14 protein-coding genes are annotated in these 17,361 nt (G+C 72.7%); 5 read left to right on the top strand and 9 right to left on the bottom strand.

The genetic code is table 11. The features are described from left to right. Nucleotides 1-428: 428 nt before the first annotated feature. Nucleotides 429-1,373, bottom strand: a complete 945-nt coding sequence (locus tag ACFVSU_RS10145) for an SDR family NAD(P)-dependent oxidoreductase (RefSeq protein WP_387141828.1) — start codon at nt 1,371-1,373, stop codon at nt 429-431. Nucleotides 1,374-1,413: 40 nt separating this feature from the next. Between ACFVSU_RS10145 and ACFVSU_RS10150 the strand changes: the two genes are divergently transcribed. Beyond that, entirely contained in the window at nt 1,414-2,223 is an 810-nt protein-coding gene (locus ACFVSU_RS10150) for an HAD-IIA family hydrolase (protein WP_387141831.1), read from the top strand. A gap of 611 nt (nt 2,224-2,834) precedes the next feature. Here the strand turns inward: ACFVSU_RS10150 and ACFVSU_RS10155 are convergent. After that, nucleotides 2,835-3,848 carry an aldo/keto reductase gene (locus ACFVSU_RS10155; RefSeq protein ID WP_387141834.1) on the bottom strand — a complete coding sequence of 338 codons (1,014 nt, stop codon included), beginning with the start codon at nt 3,846-3,848 and terminating at the stop codon, nt 2,835-2,837. A 69-nt stretch (nt 3,849-3,917) separates the two neighbouring features. Here ACFVSU_RS10155 and ACFVSU_RS10160 point away from each other — a divergent pair, with 69 nt between their 5' ends. Then, nucleotides 3,918-5,357 (top strand): PLP-dependent aminotransferase family protein, encoded by a 1,440-nt coding sequence (locus tag ACFVSU_RS10160; protein ID WP_387141837.1) that lies wholly within the window; start codon nt 3,918-3,920, stop codon nt 5,355-5,357. A 9-nt stretch (nt 5,358-5,366) separates the two neighbouring features. Continuing rightward, entirely contained in the window at nt 5,367-5,939 is a 573-nt protein-coding gene (locus ACFVSU_RS10165; protein ID WP_387141840.1) for a YdeI family protein, read from the top strand. 150 nt (nt 5,940-6,089) lie between these two features. Here the strand turns inward: ACFVSU_RS10165 and ACFVSU_RS10170 are convergent, their stop codons facing one another. Continuing rightward, the gene (locus ACFVSU_RS10170; protein ID WP_387141843.1) at nt 6,090-6,953 is read right to left on the bottom strand and encodes a helix-turn-helix domain-containing protein; all 864 of its coding nucleotides are present in this window, start codon (nt 6,951-6,953) and stop codon (nt 6,090-6,092) included. A 93-nt stretch (nt 6,954-7,046) separates the two neighbouring features. Here ACFVSU_RS10170 and ACFVSU_RS10175 point away from each other — a divergent pair, with 93 nt between their 5' ends. Both ACFVSU_RS10175 and ACFVSU_RS10180 read left to right on the top strand, forming a co-directional pair. After that, nucleotides 7,047-10,325, top strand: a complete 3,279-nt coding sequence (locus ACFVSU_RS10175) for a DUF5107 domain-containing protein (protein WP_387141846.1) — start codon at nt 7,047-7,049, stop codon at nt 10,323-10,325. Next, entirely contained in the window at nt 10,322-11,626 is a 1,305-nt protein-coding gene (locus tag ACFVSU_RS10180; protein ID WP_387141849.1) for a cellulase-like family protein, read from the top strand. The genes ACFVSU_RS10175 and ACFVSU_RS10180 overlap by 4 nt, the downstream gene beginning before the upstream one ends. 24 nt (nt 11,627-11,650) lie before the next feature. Here ACFVSU_RS10180 and ACFVSU_RS10185 read toward each other — a convergent pair whose 3' ends face one another. The 6 genes from ACFVSU_RS10185 to ACFVSU_RS10210 all read right to left on the bottom strand — a co-directional run bounded on the left by ACFVSU_RS10185 (nt 11,651) and on the right by ACFVSU_RS10210 (nt 17,345). Further along, entirely contained in the window at nt 11,651-12,538 is an 888-nt protein-coding gene (locus ACFVSU_RS10185; protein WP_376007853.1) for an RNA polymerase sigma-70 factor, read from the bottom strand. A gap of 10 nt (nt 12,539-12,548) precedes the next feature. Next, nucleotides 12,549-13,139: a carboxymuconolactone decarboxylase family protein gene (locus tag ACFVSU_RS10190; RefSeq protein ID WP_387141853.1), complete on the bottom strand. Its 591-nt coding sequence runs from the start codon at nt 13,137-13,139 to the stop codon at nt 12,549-12,551. Between the two features lie 76 nt (nt 13,140-13,215). Then, the gene (gene pyrE / locus ACFVSU_RS10195) at nt 13,216-13,794 is read right to left on the bottom strand and encodes an orotate phosphoribosyltransferase (RefSeq protein ID WP_045299293.1); all 579 of its coding nucleotides are present in this window, start codon (nt 13,792-13,794) and stop codon (nt 13,216-13,218) included. A gap of 36 nt (nt 13,795-13,830) precedes the next feature. Further along, nucleotides 13,831-14,127 (bottom strand): hypothetical protein, encoded by a 297-nt coding sequence (locus tag ACFVSU_RS10200; RefSeq protein WP_376007847.1) that lies wholly within the window; start codon nt 14,125-14,127, stop codon nt 13,831-13,833. A 28-nt stretch (nt 14,128-14,155) separates the two neighbouring features. Next, nucleotides 14,156-14,911, bottom strand: coding sequence for a hypothetical protein (locus tag ACFVSU_RS10205; RefSeq protein ID WP_387141858.1), 756 nt, complete (start codon nt 14,909-14,911; stop codon nt 14,156-14,158). A gap of 178 nt (nt 14,912-15,089) precedes the next feature. Continuing rightward, the gene (locus ACFVSU_RS10210; RefSeq protein WP_387141861.1) at nt 15,090-17,345 is read right to left on the bottom strand and encodes a hypothetical protein; all 2,256 of its coding nucleotides are present in this window, start codon (nt 17,343-17,345) and stop codon (nt 15,090-15,092) included. Nucleotides 17,346-17,361: the final 16 nt, after the last annotated feature.

Below are 17,361 nucleotides of genomic sequence, written 5' to 3' on the forward strand. Positions count from 1 at the left end.
GTGGATGCTGCACGCCAGCGTGTCGCGCAGGACCTCCGATGCTGTGCGCGCCGGGTCAGCGGCACGCCGCCACCTCGAACGGCCAGCGCACGCCCGGGGCAACCTCGGCCACGCGACCTCCCGCGGTCAGTCCGACAGCCGGGGTCGCGGCATCCGTGTCCCGACACAGAATCGGACATCCACGACGACACGCCGGGGAGTGGATGCTGCGCGCCCGCGCGTCGCGCAGAACCTCCGATGCCGTGCGCCGAAAGCGCGACCACAGCGACGGGGCGACATCGGCCATGCGACCTCCCGCGGTCAGTCTGACAGCCGGGGTCGCGGCATCCGTGTCCCGACACAGAATCGGAGATTCACGACGACACGCCGGGGAGTGGATGCTGCACGCCAGCGTGTCGCGCAGGACCTCCGATGCTGTGCGCGCCGGGTCAGCGGCACGCCGCCACCTCGAACGGCCAGCGCACGCCCGTGGCGGTCTCGGCGACGTCCCAGAGGCGCGCGGCCACGCCGGGGTCGCGCGTGATCTTCGAGGCGGTCTGCTTGCGGGGTTCGCCGCGCGAGCCGGTGCGCGGACCCCAGAACTCGCCGCCCTCGATGTCGGGGTCGGTCAGGGCCCGCACGAGCGGCCAGGCGCCGTGCTCCTTCGACTGCGCCATGGCCGCCTGCAGGTTGTCGCGGAAGCGCTTGGCGCGCGACGGCTCGTTGACGCCGACGATGCCGGGCGTGCGGCCGCCGGTCGAATAGCCCGGGTGGGCGACGACGCTCGCGACCGGGATGCCGGCCGCGCGCAGTCGCCGGTCCGCCTCGAAGCCGAGCGCCGTCGTCGCCACCTTCGACTGCACGTACGCGCGCCAGGCCGAATAGTCGTCGACGAGCTGCGGGTCGACCGGGTCGTACGGCGTGAGGGAGGTCGACATGCTCCCCACCCACACCATGCGCCCGTGGGCGTCGGCGAGGGCCGGCAGGAGCTCTCCAGCGAGCGCGTAGTGGCCGAGGGCGTTGGTCGCGAACACGACCTCGTGCCCGTCGATCGTGGTCTCGCGCGACTTCGGTGCGTGGACGATGCCGGCGTTGAGCAGCACGCCGTCGAGGGGGCCCTTGCCGCGCACACTCGCGGCGGCGGAGCGCACCGACGCGAGGTTCGAGGTGTCGAGGATGAGCGGCTCGGTCGCGTCGGGTGCGGCCTCCGGAACCCGGCGGCGGATCGCCGCGCGCGCGGCCGACAGCCGGTTCGGATGGCGCGCCGACATGAGCACGTGCGCACCTGCGCGCACGAGCTGCTCGGAGGCGAAGTAACCGAGGCCGGCATTGGATCCGGTCACGAGGTACACGCGTCCGGAAAGGTCTGGGAGGGTCCGGGGGTCCCACGTCACGGGAACGACCCTACGCCTGCCCGCCGCCTAGTCTGGACGCATGCGGACCCGCGCGGATATCGAATGCTGGCTCACCGACATGGACGGCGTGCTGGTCCACGAGAACACCCCCATCCCCGGGGCATCGGATCTGCTGCAGCAGTGGACCGATCAGGGCGTGCCGTTCCTCGTGCTCACCAACAACTCGATCTTCACGCCGCGCGATCTGTCGGCCCGGCTGCGGGCGTCCGGACTCATCGTTCCCGAGGAATCGATCTGGACCTCGGCCCTCGCCACCGCCGACTTCCTCAAGTCGCAGATGCCCGGCGGCTCGGCCTTCGTCATCGGCGAGGCGGGCCTGACGACCGCCCTCCACGAGGCCGGCTTCATCATGACCGAGACCGACCCCGACTACGTCGTCGTCGGCGAGACGCGCAACTACTCGTTCGAGGCGATCACGAAGGCGATCCGCTTCATCAACGCCGGCGCCCGCTTCATCGCGACCAACCCCGACGCGACCGGCCCCTCGACCGAGGGCGTGCTGCCGGCGACGGGTGCGATCTCGGCGCTCATCACCAAGGCGACCGGCATGGAGCCGTACGTCGTGGGCAAGCCGAACCCGATGATGTTCCGCTCGGCCCTGAACCGCATCGGCGCGCACTCCGAGAACACCGGCATGATCGGCGATCGCATGGACACCGACGTCGTCGCCGGCATCGAGGCGGGCCTGCACACCGTGCTCGTCCTGACGGGCATCAGCGACGCCGCCGAGATCGCCCGCTATCCCTTCCGCCCCGACGAGGTGCTGAACTCGGTCGCCGACCTCCTCGACCACGAGCCCGTCGAGTCGGAGGACCCCGAGCTGCTGTAGACCCACCCGCACCTCGGATTCTGGCGACTCGCCAGATCCCGTGCGGTTGTCCACAGTTCTCCGGCGACTCGCCAAGAACTGGCGCGTCAGGCACGCCGGTCGAATCCGGCGCGCCACCCGCACCTCGGATCTTGGCGACTCGCCAGATCCAGTGCGGTTTCTCCGCAGTTCTTGGCGACTCGCCAAGAACCGGCGCGTCGGGCACGCCGGTCGATTTTGGCGACTCGCCAAGAAACGGCGCGCACATGCGCTGACTGTGGCGATTCGCCAAAAGCGGCCGCGCGAGGCGACAGCGGGAGAACGGATGCCTCGGAGCGAGGCATCCGTCCCGCTCGACAGGTCAACCGGGCTTCCGCAGGAGAGTTCAGGCATGAACGTCCTGTCGAGCCCCGGTTGACCTGTCGAACATGCGGCGAGGGACGGATGCTGCGGCCCCGGGCCTGCGCCGGGTGAGGCGCGGCGGGCTTCCGCAGCGCCTCACACCCGGTCAGGCCGCGACCGCCGCACCGGTCAGACCGCGCCCGCCGCACCCGGTCTAGCCGCGCCCGCCGCACCGGTCAGGCCACGACCGCCGCACCGGTCAGGCCGCGTGCCGCGACCGCGGCACCCGGTCAGGCCGCGACCGCGGCGCTGACGTCGAGGTCGGCGGCGTCGAGGCGGGCGCGCACGTCGGCGTCGAGGACGAGCTCGGACGCGGCGAGCGCCTCCTCGAGCTGCGCGACGCTCGAGATGCCGACCACGGGGATCACCGGCACGGCCGCGCCGAGCAGCCACGACAGCGCGACCTGGTTCGGCGTCGCGCCGATCTCGGCGGCGACGTCGTGCAGAGCGCGCACACGCTCCCGGTTCGACGCGTGCCGCATGGGCGCCCACATCGGCTTGTCGTCGCGGGCGAACGCCCCCTGGTGCAGCGGCGAGTACGCCGTGACGGTGAGCGGCGGACGCCCGTCGGTGCCCGCTGCGGCGACGTAGTCCAGCAGGTCGACCGACACGTCGTTGGTGCGCCCGAATCCCGGGCTCGGGTAGACGTAGCTGTAGCCCTGCTGCACGACCCCGTACGGGTCGACGCCCTGGCGCAGCGCCTCGTCGCGCGCCTCCATCAGGCGCCACAGCGCGACGTTCGAGATGCCCGAGATGCCGACGAGCCCCTCGCGCTGCAGCTGCCCGAACGCGGCGACCGTCTCGGCGATCGGCGTCTCGCGGTCGTCGACGTGCCCGTACAGCACGTCGATGCGCTCGACGCCGAGGTGCTGCAGGCTGAGCCGCGCCTCGCGGGCGACGACCTCGGCCGACAGCCCCTGGAAATTCGTCGGCTCGACGTTCTGCAGCGGCAGCGCCGGGTCCTTCTTCGCGGCGCCGAGCTTGGTCGCCAGGCGCACATCGCCGAGGCCGCCGCGGCGGCGGATCCACGCGCCGAGCACGTCCTCGCTGTCGCGCCCGTGCCCGCCGACCCAGGCGTTGTAGTTGTTCGCGGTGTCGACGAAGGTGCCGCCGGCGTCGGCGAAGCGGTCGAGGATCTCGAGCGACGTCGCGGTGTCGGTGCGGGTGCCGAAGAACATGGTGCCGAGGCAGAGGGTCGAGACCTCGAACGAAGTCGTGCCGTTGGAGATGGTGCGGAACTGCATGATGTGCCCTTTCCGTGGTTCGTGATCCCATCGTGGATCGCGAGCGGTCTGGGAGTACGATCCGATGCCATGGTTCAAACCCAGACCAATCTGGTCGCGTGGGAGACGCTCCTCGACCTCGCCGCGTACATCGGCTCGCGTCACGTGCGGCTGGAGCAGGCGGTGAGGGATGCTGTGGCCACCGGCCGTCTGACGTCCGGCGCCGCGCTTCCCCCGAGCCGGCTGCTCGCGACGTCGCTCGGCGTCTCGCGGTGGGTGGTGACCGAGGTGTACGGACGGCTCACGGCCGAGGGCATCCTCGAAGCCCGGACCGGGTCGGCGACGCGGGTCGCAGAATCGGTTCGCGCCACCGCTTCGCGACCCGCGCCGGAGCCCGCGGAGCCACTGCGCCGCCCCCGTTACGATCTCGCCCCCGGAGTCCCCGACCTGCGGAACGCACCCCGCGCGCTGTGGCTGCGCGCCATGACCGAGGCGCTGACCGAAGCCCCCGACGCCGAGTTGTTCCGCCTCGATGGCGACGCGCCGGCCGCGCGGGCGGCGCTCGCCGCCTACCTCTCCCGGTCGCGCTTCGCGCGCGCCGACGCGGACGCCGTCCTCGTCACGCACGGCGCCGCCGACGGCATGCGCCGCGTCGCCCGGGCACTGCGCACCATCGGCCACACCGCGCTGCTCGTGGAGGACCCATCCTGGCAGCGCATGCGGCAGGTCGCCGCGGCGGAGGGCCTCACCTCGGTGCCCGTTCCCGTCGACGGCGACGGGGTCGACGTCGCGGCGCTGGTCGAGGCATCCGTCCGCACCGGCGCGCGCGCCGCCCTCGTGACGCCCGCGCACCAATTCCCGACCGGCGTGCCGCTGTCGGCCGAGCGCCGTGAGGGACTCATCGCCTGGGCGCGCGCCCGCGACGGGGTCGTGATCGAGGACGACTACGACGCGGAGTTCCGCTACGACCGGCGCCCGATCGGCGCGCTGCAGGCGATGGCGCCCGACCGCGTCGTGCTCGCGGGAAGCCTCAGCAAGACCGCGACGCCCGCGCTCGGGATCGGCTGGCTCGTGCTGCCGCCGTGGCTCCGCGACGCCGTGCGCAATGCGGGAGCAGCGGCGCCGTCGACACTCGATCAGCTCGCGCTCGCCCGCTTCCTCACCTCCGGCGGCCTCGACCGGCACCTGCGCGGCGCCCGCACCCGCTACCGGCGCCGGCGCGAGGCGCTGCTCGCTACCCTCGAACACGCGCTGCCCGAGTGCCGGGTGTCGGGCATCGCGGCGGGGCTTCATGTCGTGCTCGACCTGCCTCCCGGGGTGCGCGCGGCCGCGGTGGTGCGCGCGGCGGAGCCCCGCGAGCTCGGCCTCACCGACATCCGCCGCTATCGCGTCTCACCCGACGCGCCCGCACCCGAGCGCCTGGTGCTCGGCTACGGCGACCTCGCCGATCCCCTCGTCGACGAGGCGGTGCGCCTGCTCGCCGACACGGTGCGCGAGGTCGCCGCGCGCGACGTCACCGGCTCCGGGTAGGGTCGCGGCATGGGTGCGCTCGACGACGGCGAGATGGTGGAAGTGACGGATGCTGCGGCCTGGCGCGCGTGGCTCGACGCCCACCATCGCACCTCCAAGGGAGCGTGGCTCGTGCGGGCGCGACCGGGCTCGGACCTCGAGGTCATCGGCTACGAGGACGCGATTCTGCAGGCCCTCTGCTTCGGGTGGATCGACGGCCCCGTGCGCTCGTTCGACGAAGAGCGCGGAGGCCTGTGGTTCGCGCCACGCCGTGCGACGAGCGGATGGGCGGCGACGAACAAGGCGCGCCTCCTCAAGCTCGAAGAGGCCGGCCTGATCACCGAGGCCGGCTACCGCGCGGTCGAGGTCGCCAAGGCGAACGGCGCGTGGACGGTGCTCGACAACGCCGAGGCGCTGCGCGAGCCCGACGACCTCGCCGCGGCACTCGATGCCGAACCCGCTGCGCGCACCGCCTGGGATGCGTTCCCCCCGTCGAGCCGCAAGCTGGGCATCTCCAACGTCGACATAGCGCGACGACCCGACACCCGGGCCGCGCGCGTCGCGAAGATCGTGGCGGACGCCGCGGAAGGAAAGCGCCCGTGATCTCCGAGACCGAGCAGACGCTCCTCCTCGTGACGGCCGCGATCATCACGCTCGGCACGCTCACCGTCATCATCTGGCAGTGGTGGCGGGGCCGCGGCAAGCGCGACTGAACCCGAACCGCCCCGACGGCCGACCCGGCCCCGCCGCCCGTCAGCCCTTGTGCTGCTCGCGGTAGGCCCGCGGACTCATGCCGTGCGTGCGGCGGAACTGCCGCGAGAAGTAGAACGGGTCCTCCAGCCCGATCCGGCGCCCGACCTCGGCGACCGGCAGATCCGTCGTGTCCAGCAGCGCCCGGGCACGCGCCATCTTGAGGGCCTGGTGGTGTGCGTGCACACCGCCACCGGTGGCCTGGCGGAACAGCGCGGCGAGGTGCGACGGCGACACCCCGACCATGGCGGCGAGCTCCGCGACCTGCACGCGCCCGTCGACACGCTCCTCGAGATAGCGCATCGCCCGCTCGACGGGCGCTCCCTCGCTCGGAAGGGCCCTGTCGACCACGAGCTGGGTGAACAGGCGCCAGGCCATTCCCGACGTCGCGACGAGACGCGCCGGCGTCGGCTGGAGAGCGAGCGACACCGAGATCTCGTCGAGCAGTGCGGTGACGCGCTCGACCTGGCGCAGCGACAGCGTCAACCGGTCGGGACGGATACCGGCCGCCTCGATGAGCTCGAGCACGTCGGTCCCGCGCACGTGGCACCACCAGATCGTCCAGGGATCTGTCGCATCGGCGCCGTAGGAATGGGCCACGCCGCCCGGGATGACGATCGCCGTCGAGCTCCCCACGCGCGTGCGGATGCCCTCCGCCTCGACCCATCCCGACCCGGCGACGCACACGATCACGATCGTCTCCGCCGCTCCCTCGGGGCGATGCCGCCCATGGTGTCGCGCACGCGGGAAGTACCCGGCATCCGTCACCAGCATGCGCCGCGTCACCGGGCGCGCGAGCGCGGCGTCGACGAGAGGACGCGGAACGACGCTCAGCCGCTCCCGCTCGAACCCCTCCGCACGCTCCACTCCGGCATCCTGCCACGAACCACCGTCGGATCATCCAGGTCGATGCCACGATCCGCCATGGTCGCAGGGCTCCCGCGCGCGTAGGTTTGCCGGGTGACCGACGACGACACCCGGAGCCGCATCGAGCTCCCCGAAGCTCCCGCAGACCAGGCCGCGATCCTCGCGGCGGGCGGAGTCGCGTGCTGGAGTGAGCCCCTCTGGATCGACACGTACGAGCCGGGCGAGCCGGATCCCTACCCGCTGTTCCTCGACCGCCGCGTGTACCAGGGGTCGAGCGGCAAGGTCTACCCGCTCCCGATGATCGACAGCGTCGCCCACGAGAGCGCGCCGCGGCAGTGGCAGGCCATCCACCTCGAGAACGCCTACGTGCGCCTCACGCTGCTGCCCGAGACCGGCGGCCGCATCCACATCGGCTACGACAAGGTCGCGGGCTACGACTTCTTCTACCGCAACAACGTCATCAAGCCCGCGCTCGTGGGGCTCGCCGGTCCGTGGGTCTCGGGCGGCGTCGAGTTCAACTGGCCGCAGCACCATCGGCCCGCGACGTTCCTCCCGGTGGACACCCGCATCGAGCGGGAGGCCGACGGCGCCGTCGTCGTATGGCACAGCGACCTCGACCCGTTGCAGCGCATGCGCGGCGTGCACGGGGTGCGGCTGCGGCCGGGATCGTCGCTGATCGAGCTCGAGGCGGCACTGCACAACCGCACCGACGTCCCGCAGACGTTCCTGTGGTGGGCCAACGTCGCCGCGCGTGCGCACGAGAGGTATCAGTCGTTCTTCCCCGACGACGTCGCGTTCGTCGCCGACCACGCGCGGCGTGCGGTCACCGCGTTCCCGCGCGCCGACCGTCCCTACTACGGCGTCGACTACCCGGCGCTCGCGGCGGAGCGGCCGGACGCCGACCGCATCGACGTGTACAGCAACATCCCGGTGCCGACGTCGTACATGATCACCGACACCGACGACTCGTTCTTCGGCGGCTACGACCACGCGGCCGATGCCGGTTTCGTCCACTGGGCAGACCGCGCGATCTCCCCCGGCAAGAAGCAGTGGACGTGGGGCGACGGACCGATCGGGCGGGCATGGGACGACCAGCTCACCGACGACGACGGCCCGTACGTCGAGCTCATGGCGGGCGTCTACACCGACAATCAGCCCGACTTCAGCTGGCTGCTCCCCGGCGAGACCAAGCGGTTCCGCCAGTACTGGTACCCGATCCACGCCACCGGAGCCGTACGGCAGGCGACGACGGATGCTGCGATCGGCGTGCGCGCCGACGGCGACGGCACCGTCATCACGGCGATCGCGACGCGCGCGTTCCCGGCGGCGGTGGTCGAGGTATGCCGAGGCGGCGAGACGGTCGCGCGCTGGACCGCCGACCTCGACCCCGACGCGCCCTTCGCCGCCGTCGCGGACATCGCGGTCGATGCCGAGGGCCTCGAGGTCCGCGTGGTCCACGCGGGCGAGACCCTCGTAGCCTGGCGGGCACGAGCCGGCAACGCGGGCGAGCCCTGGGTCGCGACCGCGCCGCCCCTGCCCGAAGACATCACGTCCACCGACGAGCTGTTCTCGACGGCCGTGCACCTGCTGCAGTACCGCCACCCCACCCGCCCGGCGGTGCCGTACCTGCACGAGGCGCTGCGACGTGACCCCGGCGATTCCCGCGCGGCGACAGCGCTCGGATCGTGGCACCTCGCGCGCGGCGAGTACGCCGCGGCGCGCGATCTGCTCGAGGCGGCCACCGCGCGGCTCACCCGACGCAACCTCAACCCGCGTGACGGGGAAGCGGCCTACCTCCTCGGCCTCGTTCACGAGCGTCTCGGCAATGACGACGCGGCGGACCGCTCGCTGGCGAAGGCGGCGTGGAACGCGGCGCTCGCGCCGGCCGCGATGCTCGCACGGGCACGCATCGCCCTCCGCACGGGCTCGACGACCGCCGCGCTCGACCTCGCCCGCTCGGCCGCGCCGATCCCCGAGGCGGGGCGGGTCGAAGCCTTGGCTCTCGCCCGCCGCGGTGAGGTCGCAGCATCCGTCGCCCGCGTCGCCGAACTGCTCGACACCGACCCGCTCGACCCGGCGACCCGTGCGCTCGCGGGCGAGCCGCTCGACCGCGACGCCCGCACGGCGCTGGACGTCGGTGCCGAGTTCGCGCGAGCAGGCGCCGTCGACGAGGCGCTCGCGGCCACCGCAGCCGCCGTCGAGCGCACGCCCTCGGCGGGTCTCGCAGGCCCGCTCCGCCACTACCTGCGCGCGCACTGGCTCGAGCGAGCCGGACGCGCCGACGAGGCCGCAGACGAGCGCACCCGCGGGCGCGGCACCTCCGCCGCGCTCGCGTTCCCCGCCGGGCTCGACCAGGTCGACGCGCTCATCGCCGCGGTCGCCGCCGACCCGGACGACGTCGTCGCCGCGGGGCTCCTCGGCATGTGGCTGCTCGACGCCGGCCGTCACGCGGACGCGCTCGCCCACCTCCGCTCCGCAACCTCGGGCGGCTCGACAGACCCGGTGGTGTGGCGCAACCTCGCGATCGCGCTCGTCGCGGTCGACGGCGACGAGGCCGCGGCCGACGCGGCGCTCGCCCACGCGCTGTCGCTGCGCCCGGACGCGCGGCTCCTGCTCGAGCGCGACGTGCTCGCGGCGCGGAGGGGGACGGATGCCGCAACCCGGCTCTCGCTGCTCGAGACCCATGCCGTCCTGCTCGATGCCCGCGACGACCTGGCGGTGCGCCACGCGAATCTGCTCCTCGATGTCGGGCGCACCGACGAGGCGTGGATCCTCCTCACGACCCGCCGTTTCCGTCCGTTCGAAGGCGGCGAAGGTCTCGTGATCGCGGCGTTCGATCGCGCGTCCTGCGCACTCGCCGAACGGCTGCTGCGCGAGCCGGCGCCTGCGGAAGCCGCGACGCTCCTCGAGGCGGGCTTCGTGCCGCCGCGCACCCTCGGCGAGGGACGCCACCCGGCCGAGCGCCCGGTGCAGCGGTGGGTGCTGCTGGGCGTCGCGCGCGCGGCCGCCGACGACCCGGCAGGTGCGACCGAGGCCTGGCGCACGGCCGTCGCCCCGTCGCCGCTGGCGGTGGCGCCGCGCGCGGCCGACGAGTCGACGTACTGGACCGGAGTGGCGCACCTGCACCTCGGCGACGCGACCAGCGCAGCAGCCGCGTGGGACGCATTGGACGCGCGTGCGACGGCGCTGCGCGCCGCGAGCGACGAGGTCGACTACTTCGCCACCTCGGTGCCCGAACTGACCTCGTTCGACGCCGCCACCGCGACGGCGCGAGCGGCGATGGCGAACACGCTCGAACGGCTGGCGGAGCGCGGACGCGCACAGCAGCTCGCAGCGCGGTCCGCCGAGGTTCCGGAGAGGACCGGCGCATGACCGAGCGATACCTGGGATCCGGCACGATCGAGCAGGACGAGTCCGCCCTCACCGGACCCGTGCCGGAGCATCTGCCGCAGCGGCTCACCATCACGCTGTGGGACTTCTCCTGGTACACGCAGGCGGGTCCGGGCGAGCCGTACGCCGACCTCGACGCGGCGGTGGCGGAGGCCGCCTCCCTCGGCTACAACGCCATCCGCATCTGCGCCGCCCCGGTGCTGCTGTTCGGCGGGCTGGGGCTCTACGACGTCGCCCGCGACCTCGAGATCGAAGGGCTCGGCGCTGCACCCGGCGGGGGCTTCTACGGGCAGCGCACCCGGTGGTACGACTCTCCGGGCGGCTACCGCATCGATCTGCGGGCGCGCCTTCTCGCGCTCTTCGAGTCCGCCGCCGCGCACGGCATGGTGATCATCCTCGCCAGCTGGGAGTACCAGCAGTCGACCGCGTTCGCCGCCTCGCCGGCATGGTTCGAAGCGATCGACGCCGTGCCGCTCGCCGATCGGTACGGCGTCCTCTCCGACGCCTGGGACGCGATGATCGAGTGGCTCACCGACCACGGGCACCGTGATCGCATCGCCCTCGTCGAGCTGCACAACGAGGTCGACTTCTCGATCCTGCCCGCACTTGAGGACGGCGGAGCGGAGGAGGTGGCGCGGCTGCGGGCGCAGCATCCGGATCTCCTCATCACCGCGAGCTACGGCAAACCGCCCCACCTCGCCATGCATCGACTGCCCGACGGACTGGGCGCGGCGCAGTTCCACGTGTACAGCTACGGCGTACTCGACGCGCTGCAGCAGCGCATCGACATCCGCTCGGAGGGCAGCGAGGGCTTCCCCAACACGGCGCTCCGGGAGCTGCTGCGCCGTGACGCCCCGTCCCTCGCGGAGTACGGTCGCGCCGCCGAGTGGAAGTACCGCGCGACGGTCGTCACAGACCAGATGATCTACGGCTATGACTGGATCGACCCCGTCGCGTGGGATGCGTGGCTCGTCGACCACTACCCGCCGTACGAGCACCTCATGCGGCGCGAGATCGCCTCGCGGACCATCGCCATCGCCGCGTGGGCGCGCTGGCAGGGCGTCCCGGCGATCGTCGGCGAGGGCTGGGTCGGCTACACGCCTCTGGACGGCACGTTCGAGGAGGGCCCGATCGGCCGGTCCCTCGCCGAGCACGGCGTGCGCACGGCCTTGGATCACGGGGTGTGGGGCGTCGTGCTGTCGTCGAACGCCGCCCCGCACCACCCGATGTGGCAGCTGCGCGACTGGCAGCGCGAGCTCAACGCCGAGATCCTCGCCCGCTGAGCGGTGGGGCGGCGGGGCTGCCGCTCAGCGCCCCACCACCGCCTCCTCGTCCACCCGTCCGAGCTTCTCGGGGTTGGCGATCGAGTACACCTGCGTGATGCGCCCGTCCACGACGGTCAGGCTGACGACGCCGACGAGGACGCCGTCGAGCTCCATGCGCACCCCCGGCTGGCCGTTGACCCAGGTCGACGACGCCAGGAGCCTGCCCTCGACCTTCGCCATGCCGCCGACGAGGTAGCGCGCGAGCCGATCCGCGCCGACGATCGGCCGGCGGGCCGCCCCGCGGACCTTGCCGCCGCCGTCGGCGACCGACACGACGTCGGGCGCCAGCACGTCCATGAGGCCCTGCAGGTCGCCGCTGTTGAGCGCCACCACGAGCCGCTCGACGACCTCCTCGTGCTCGGTCGGCCCGACCGTCACGCGAGGCCGGCGCGCGGCGACGTGGTCCTTCGCGCGGTGGGCGATCTGCCGCACGGCCGCAGGCGTCTTGCCCACCGCATCCGCGATCTCGTCGTACGGCACGTCGAACACCTCGCGCAGCACGAACACCGCCCGCTCCGCCGGCCCGAGCGTCTCGAGCACCGTGAGCATCGCGATCGAGAGGTTCTCGGCGAGTTCGACGTCGTCGGCCACGTCGGGGCTCGTGAGCAGCGGCTCGGGGAGCCACTCGCCGACGTAGTCCTCGCGGCGCCGCGACACCGTGCGCAGGTGGTTGAGCGCCTGCCGCGTCACGATGCGCACGAGGTAGGCGCGCGGCTCCTGCACGGTGCGGTGGTCGACCGCCGCCCACCGCAGCCACGACTCCTGCAGCACGTCCTCGGCGTCGGCGGCCGAGCCGAGCATCTCGTACGCGACGGTGAACAGCAGGCTCCGGTGCGTGACGAACGGGTCGTCCACGGCGGCGGTGCTCATGGCCGGGAGCCTACGCGGAAGCGCCGACGGCCGGCCGCGCGGCGAGCGGAGGCAGGCCGCAGGCTTCGGCGAAGTGCTCGGAACGGATGCCGAGCGCGATGTTCATGCGCGCCGACATGTTCATGAACGCCACCCTGGCGGCCAGTTCGACCAGCCCGGCCGGGCCGAGATCCTCGAGCAGCGCATCCGAGAGCTCGTCCGTCACCGCAGGCGGCGTCTGGCTCGCCGCCTCGGCGTACTCCATCACGCGGCGCTCGAGCGGCGTGAACAGGGTGGAGTCCCGCCACCGCGGCACCTCGCGCACCTTCGCGGCGTCCACCTCGCGGTTGCGCGACATGAAGTAATTGAAGTCCAGGCAGAAGCTGCAGCCGATGGTCGCCGCCGACGCCATCGCGGCGAAGGTCGCGAGGCTCGGGTCGAGCTCGTGCCAGCCCTCGACCTTCTGGCCGATGCCCATCGAGTCCTTCATCACGCGGCGGTGGTGCCACAGCACGCCGAGCGAGTCGGGCACACGGCCGACCATCTTCTTGGCGACCGCCTTGATCAGCGTGCCGGAGACGCCGGTGACCTCTGCGGTCGGGATGCGGGTGTCGCTGCTCATGTCTACCTCCGTGTCGATTCGGTCCTTCGACATGGAGACACCGGCCGCCGCCGGCGTGTGACAGACCCCTGAAGTTCTACTGCGGGTCGAGGCCCAGGTCGTCGAGGTCGATGGCCGCGAGCCACTGGAGGCCCTCCGCCTCGACGGCCGCCTGCGCCCCGGTCTTGCGGTCCACGATGACGGCGACGGCGACCGGCTCTGCGCCCTCGCGGCGCAGCGCCTCGACCGCCTTCAGCGCCGACTGGCCCGTGGTCGAGGTGTCTTCGAGCACGACGACGCGCTTGCCCGCGACATCCGCTCCCTCCACCTGGCGTCCGCGGCCGTGGTCCTTCGGCTCCTTCCGCACGACGAAGGCGTCGAGCGGCTTGTGGGTGCGCGCGGACTCGTGCATCACGGCGTTGGCGATCGGGTCGGCGCCGAGGGTCAGGCCACCGACGGCGACGATGCCGTCGACGTCGCGGATGAGGTCGAGCATGATGCGGCCGATCGAGGGGGCCGCTCGGTGGTCGAGCGTGAGCTTGCGCATGTCGACGTAGTACGTCGCCTTCTTGCCGCTCGACAGGGTGAAGTCCCCGTGGAACACCGCCTCGTCCTGGATCAGCGCGATCAGATACTGGCGGTCGGCTTCGAGCTGCGGCGTGGAGGCGGCGGTCATGCCCTCGATTTTACGGATGCTGCGCCCCGGCGCCGCTCAGGATCCGACGGGGACCAGCTTCTTGTACGTGATCGAGAAGCCCCACTTCTTCGCCGAACCCCAGTAGCCGCATGCGTCACCGGCGTAGACGATCCCGCCGGAGTTCTTGATCGACCATGCTGTGGAACGCTCCGCCGCCAGGCACGCCGTGCTGGTCGTGTACCCGGACTTCGTGACCATGAACGACTTGTAGGTCATCGTCGCGGCCTGCGCGGGGGCTGCGGCGGCGATGCCGGCACCGGAGGCGACGCAGACGGCGAGGACACCGGCGAGCACGCGGTTCTTGATGGTCATGAGGGCCCTTCCCGTGGCTGATGGCGCCTCAGTCTTCCACAGCCGGGTCCGGTCCGTCCTCGATCGGTCGCCCGCTGAGCATCGCGACGTCGCGCGGAGCCGCGCGCGACCTGATCGCCTCGCGTCGCTCGTCGTTCCCGGTGGCGCCCGGCGGCAGCAGCGCCGCCACGGCTCGCGACACCGCGGGATCGGCATCGGCCGCCGCCTGGAGGGCGTCCGTGCGCGAGAGCGCCAGCCGGGCGGCAGCGGCCGTGCCCGCGTCCTCCGACTCGGCGAGACGCTCGAGCGCCGGCTCGGCGGCGCCGATGACGCCCGCTCCGAGCAGGCTCTGCACGACATCGCGATCGCGGAGGTCTGCGGCGAGCGCGGCGTCCTCGCCCGCGGTCCGCACGAGCACCGCCGTGTTCGACGTGAGCGTCTCGCCCGGTCGCGCGGCGAAGCGCGCCACCACCTCGTAGCGACCGGTCACGGGGAAGAGCGGCTCGCTGCCCTCCGATACGAGGGGCACCCCGGCGACCAGGCGCTCCCCCGCGGCGAGCTCCACCGACCGGGGCGCCGAATCAGCAGGCCACGGCCAGGTGGCGCGCGCGACGCGCCCGTCGGGCCCCGTCACCTCCGCCTCGAGATCGCCCTCGATGAGGTTCAGCCGGGCGCTCACGGTCGCCGCACCACCGCTCGCCGCGACCTCCACCTCGGCGAAGGCGACGCGATCGAGCGGAACGGATTCGGCCGCGAGCCGGAGCCGGAGCTCCAGCCCGCCGCCGCTCTGCCCATCGGACCTCACACGTCGATCGTTCCGCAGCCCGCCCCCGCTGTCACCCCCTCCAGCGCTCCGGCGCGACGCCGAGAAACCACAACCCCGCCGCGAAACCCGCCACGCGTGGTGTCCTCGCCCGATTGCGGTTTCTCGGCGCTCGGCTGCCGGCGAGCGGGGCGGCCGCGCCGGCGCCCGCCCCGCCGGGTCAGCGCCCCTGCGGCGAGACGAAGTCCTCGGCGATCTGCTCGGCCGCCGCGACGTCCTTCCCGGCCGCCGACCTTGCGCCGCCCTTCGTGCGCGCCTTGAGCGCCGCCACCGTGTCGGCGACGACGGGCGCGTTCCTCTCGGTCGGGCTCGCGACCGTCACGGCGAGAGCGGCGACGCGTTCCGCCGACCGGCCGGCCAGTGCGAGCTCGAGGAAGTGCGCCGCTTCGTCCGGCGCCGCGTCGCGCACGCCGCGGGCGCGGACGTCGGTGAACGAGCGCGCCAGCGAGTTCGCGAGCACCAGTGCCCCGGCGGCGCCCGTGTCGGTGTCGCTGTGCTGCTCGGCCAGGGCGGTCAGCACACTTCGGGCGGCAGCATCTGTCGCGAAATCTCCCAGGGCGATCGCGCGACCGACACCCGGTGTGAGCGTCTTCGCACTGATGTCGACCTCGGCGTCGGACGCCGGTCCGCGCACGTCGACCGTCACCGGCGCCGAGCGGACAGTCGTCACCGGATCCACCTCGAGCTGCGCGGCGACGGTGTGGCGGCCCGGCTCGGTGAAGGTCACGCCCTGGTTGGTGAAGAACACCTGGACGTGGTTGCGGATCGACTCCCCGGGCTGCAGCACGGTCGTCGGCCGCGGACCGCAGCCGATCGCGACGTCGACGAGGTGCTCGAGCGAGCGGTCGGGCGAGGTGTGGAGGAAGACGAGGTCCCCCTCCGACAGGTTGATCAGCGTCGTGACCGTGCGGGGCTGGTCCGACACGTTCGTGAGCGCGACCTCGGCGGTGACGTACTCGCCGACGAACGCCTGCGCGGGCATGGTGACCGTCAGCTGCAGCGCGTCGTCGCCCGTGTCGCCCGCGAGACCCGCGACGTCGACCGGCGCGGGGAGCCCCGCCGAGAGGCTGCCGTGGCCCCAGCCGAAGTTCTTCCAGCCGGGCCGCACCTGCGGGTCGGGCGAGTGGATGAGCGACGTGCGGTCGTGCTCCGAGAACACGAACGCGGCGTTGCCCGGGTAGGGGTTGGCGACCGTGGCGAAGCCCATGACGTCGCCCGTCTGGTTCATGATCTCGATGCCGATGCCCGGGTTGTGGACGTCGTGCTTGGGGTGCCACAGGTTGAACGCGTGGCCCGCCTCGTGCACCAGCGTGCGCAGGAAAGCCGCCGGCACCTCGTCGAGCGGGCGGTTCCGCGCCGCCGCGGCGATGAACGAGTCGTTGCCGAGCACGACGTCGGCGAACCCTGCGGCGCCCTCGCGCGGCACGGTGTCGTCGTCGAACATGATCCCGAACAGCCCGCCCTGCGACGAGCCCACGAACAGCCACAGCCGCCACTGCTCACCGGCCACCGTCTGCCGGTGCCCCGACATGAGGGTCGCGAGCTCGGCGTTCGTGAGATCGGCGTCGTTCGGCACGTCGATCTCGTCGGTGACGACCGTGACGTCCCAGCCGGCCGAGGCGTAGACGGAGCGCACGTTGGCCGCAGCCCCCGAGCCGATGGTGGCGGATGCCGGGAACACGCGGTTGACCATGGCATCCACCTCGATGCGGCACCCGCGGTACATCGGCGACGTCTTGCCCGCCGTGACGTTGGTGACCGTGCCGCCGATCGAGAGCGTCCCCGTCATGCGCTGCGAGGGCGCCACGAGCGCGGACGCGGGCGCCAGCACGAGCGGCCGTCGGCAGCGGAGTGTGAGCGTGCCGGTGTCGGTGGAGACGAACTCCTGCGTCGTGCGGTTCCAGAGGTGCCGGACGATCTGAACGGTGAGGGTGCCGTCGACGTAGGTGGCGCCGTTGGAGCGGAAGTACCAGGAGTACTCCGTCTTGGGGAACGCGGGGTAGGTGCGCAGGCTCACCGGGAGGACGTCGGCGACGGCCGCATCGTCGGCCGCGGCGAGATCGCGGGCCACCGCGTCGGCACCTGCGGCCGGTCCCGGATCCGGAATCGGGACGGGTCGCTGCACCTCGCCGAGCACCGGTGGGAAGACGCGCCGCGAGTACATGTCGCCCGAGATGCGCAGCGAGGAGGCGCCGACCTCGATGCGCAGCGCGCCGCGCACCTCGGGGGCGAACACGGTGCGCCGTTCGAGCTCGAGCAGCCAGGAGCCGTCGAGCGCGCCGAGGGGGCACGGCCGGGTCGGCAACTCGGGCCGGATGATCGGCCCGGCGACGAGCTCGCCGTCGGCGTCGAACTCGAGGGGCATGTCGTCGTGCGCCGCGGAGGCCGCGTGGCCGCAGCCGCAGTCGTGGTCCATGGTGGGTTCTCGCTCT

This window comes from Microbacterium sp. NPDC058062 (assembly GCF_042885375.1).
In the GTDB taxonomy this organism is placed as follows: domain Bacteria; phylum Actinomycetota; class Actinomycetes; order Actinomycetales; family Microbacteriaceae; genus Microbacterium; species Microbacterium trichothecenolyticum_C.

What these genes read in the sequence shown, in the direction of transcription:
- ACFVSU_RS10150 (WP_387141831.1), top strand. Translation starts at nt 1,414, where the DNA reads ATGCGGACCCGCGCGGATATCGAATGCTGGCTCACCGACATGGACGGC.
- ACFVSU_RS10155 (WP_387141834.1), bottom strand. Translation starts at nt 3,848, where the DNA reads ATGCAGTTCCGCACCATCTCCAACGGCACGACTTCGTTCGAGGTCTCG.
- ACFVSU_RS10160 (WP_387141837.1), top strand. Translation starts at nt 3,918, where the DNA reads ATGGTTCAAACCCAGACCAATCTGGTCGCGTGGGAGACGCTCCTCGAC.
- ACFVSU_RS10165 (WP_387141840.1), top strand. Translation starts at nt 5,367, where the DNA reads ATGGGTGCGCTCGACGACGGCGAGATGGTGGAAGTGACGGATGCTGCG.
- ACFVSU_RS10180 (WP_387141849.1), top strand. Translation starts at nt 10,322, where the DNA reads ATGACCGAGCGATACCTGGGATCCGGCACGATCGAGCAGGACGAGTCC.
- ACFVSU_RS10185 (WP_376007853.1), bottom strand. Translation starts at nt 12,538, where the DNA reads ATGAGCACCGCCGCCGTGGACGACCCGTTCGTCACGCACCGGAGCCTG.
- ACFVSU_RS10190 (WP_387141853.1), bottom strand. Translation starts at nt 13,139, where the DNA reads ATGAGCAGCGACACCCGCATCCCGACCGCAGAGGTCACCGGCGTCTCC.
- pyrE (WP_045299293.1), bottom strand. Translation starts at nt 13,794, where the DNA reads ATGACCGCCGCCTCCACGCCGCAGCTCGAAGCCGACCGCCAGTATCTG.
- ACFVSU_RS10200 (WP_376007847.1), bottom strand. Translation starts at nt 14,127, where the DNA reads ATGACCATCAAGAACCGCGTGCTCGCCGGTGTCCTCGCCGTCTGCGTC.
- ACFVSU_RS10210 (WP_387141861.1), bottom strand. Translation starts at nt 17,345, where the DNA reads ATGGACCACGACTGCGGCTGCGGCCACGCGGCCTCCGCGGCGCACGAC.